Source organism: uncultured Campylobacter sp., assembly GCF_938039245.1.
In the GTDB taxonomy this organism is placed as follows: Bacteria; Campylobacterota; Campylobacteria; order Campylobacterales; family Campylobacteraceae; genus Campylobacter_A.
Genome location: NZ_CALHVN010000018.1, coordinates 1 through 2,443 on the forward strand (window position 1 = coordinate 1; position 2,443 = coordinate 2,443).

Annotated in this window: 2 protein-coding genes; one reads left to right on the forward strand and one right to left on the reverse strand. The window is 46.4% G+C overall.

Annotated features, from left to right (window positions below; all coding sequences use genetic code 11):
• Positions 1 to 554 (reverse strand): prephenate dehydrogenase/arogenate dehydrogenase family protein (locus tag Q0218_RS03035; protein WP_297966116.1); only part of this gene is annotated, 554 nt, incomplete at its 3' end.
• 80 nt (positions 555 to 634) lie between these two features.
• Here Q0218_RS03035 and bamA point away from each other — a divergent pair.
• Positions 635 to 2,443, forward strand: a 1,809-nt coding sequence (gene bamA / locus Q0218_RS03040) for an outer membrane protein assembly factor BamA (protein ID WP_297966118.1), incomplete at its 3' end; no start/stop codon positions are given.

The window sequence follows — 2,443 nt, forward strand, 5'->3', positions numbered from 1 at the left end:
AGCGGGGGCAGGTGGGAGATGACGCTGGCGTGGTGGTCGTGCTCGGTTGAGCTCATGAAAATAATCTTCATACCCAGGTGCGAAAAGAGCTCGACCGAGCGCTTGACGTGCATCTCGCCGCTTTCTTTAAAGTCGCAGATAGCTACGACCGCGTCTTTAAAAAGTCCAGAAAAGGCGGCAGTCGGACCGGAGTACTCCGTGCCCGCCATCGGATGGGCGGGGATGAAATTTTGTCTGATGCTTTCAGGCACGGCTTCGATGATTTTTTGCTTCGTGCTACCTAGATCTACGATGGTCGTGTTTTCGCCGATACCTTCAAATTCTTTGACGATTTTGATGATGGCTTCTACGGGGATGGCTAGAAATATCATGTCGCACTTTTGCTTCATCTGCTCAAGCGTCAAAATTTCATGCACGAGACCGAGCTTGATCGCCTGCTCTTCGTGCTCTTTGTTTAGATCCATGCCGCTAACGCAACTGATTATTTTTTCGTTTTTTAGGCTAAGACCTAGCGAGCCGCCGATGAGTCCTAGGCCTACGATACCGATTTTCATAAATTCGCCTTTTAAATTTATATTGTTTAAAAATAAAATGTGCTATTATACAGCCTTATCATCACTTTTAGGTTAAATAAATGAAAAAAAGCGTTTTTCTACTACTTCTGGGTGCCGTTTTGGCAAATGCCCAGCAGATAACTTCCATAAATTTTAAAGGTCTTGTGCATCTGTCTCCCGAAACGGCAAAGGAGATAATGGGGCTAAAAGTCGGCGACGAGCTAAGCGGCGATAGTACGGATAGGGCGATCGCAAAGCTCTTTAGGCAGGGCTACTTCGACGATATCTATATCGAAAACGAGGGTGGCGACGTGACCGTAACGGTAAAAGAAAAGCCTAGCATTGCTCGTATCGATATCAAGGGCGTAGTGACCAACGACAAAACCGCTATCGACGGGCTAATCAACATTAAACAAGGCAATATGTACGACGAGCTAGCCATCGAGCGCGCAAAAGAGCGCATAAGGCAGTATTACGAGTCAAAAGGGTACTTCGACACTATCGTAGACGTAACCAAAGAGCCGGTAGCGGGCAATGAAAGCAGCCTTTTTGTTACGATGAACATAAACCGCGGCGAAAATATCATAATAGAAAACGTAAATTTAGTCGGCGCAAAGCTTTTTGATTATGATGACGTAGAACCTGTGGTAGCGAACAAAGAGCGCGAATTTATGGGCTGGATGTGGGGTAGAAACGACGGTAAGGTTAAGCTTTTTGAGCTACCAAACGATCCTGCGAGAATCCAAGACAAATACTATCAAAAAGGCTACCTAGACGCCACTGTCTCAAACCCGTATCTAAACGCCTATATGGATAACTACACTGCAGATCTCACCTACTACGTGACCGAGGGCGAGCAGTATAGAGTATCTAGCGTAGATATCGAAGCGCCTGAGTTTTTAGAGCTTGATAAAGAGAAAATTTTAAAAGACTTTAGGCTAGAGAGCGGCGACGTGATGAACTCCGCTCGTCTAAGACAAGATATGAAAAAGCTCGACGACATCGTGGCGGACAAGGGTTATGCATTTGTAAGGATAAATCCAAAAACCGAGAAAAACGTCGAGGATAAGACCATAAGTATCGTCTACGAGGTCGTGCCGGATGAAAAAGTATATATAAGAAACGTACAAATTTCAGGCAACGATAGAACCGTAGATAGAGTCGTTAGGCGCGAGCTATACCTCACGGAGGGAAATTTATATAGCAGAACCGATCTGCAAGATAGCAAGGACGCGCTAAAGCGAACGAGCTATTTTGACGATGTCGAGATCGAAGAGCAGCGCGTCGGAGCAAACCAAGTCGATCTGCTAGTGAAAGTAAAAGAGGCCTCCACAGGCTCGATCAGCGGCGGTATCGGCTACGGCAGCTCAGACGGCTTGCTACTTAATGCGAGTTTATCGGATACGAACGTGTTTGGTAGCGGCATGAAGGGCGTCGTAAGCGTCGATAGGAGCGATAACGAACTCTCAGGCCAGATAGGTCTAACCAACCCGCGCCTTTTTGATAGCGAATATAGCCTTGGCGGCACGCTATACGCTAACGACTATAACTGGAACAGCTACGACGAGAAATCATACGGCTTAAACGTCGTAGTGGGTAGAAAACTAACCAGAAATTTAAGCGCGTCTTTGGGCTATATCATAGAACAAAGCCGTATCAGCGGGCTTAGCGAAGTGTTAAAAACCGTCGGTTACAAAGACGGCAAGAGTTTAAAAAGCTCGCTCATCCCGTCTATCACCTATAACAGCACGGATGATTATTACCTGCCTCGCACCGGTATCATCGCAAGCACTAGCCTAGAGTTTGCGGGCGTGGGCGGAGATGAGAAATTTTTAAAGAGTAGAACGAATTTCAACTGGTATCAAGGCATCAGAGAGTGGGTGGACTAT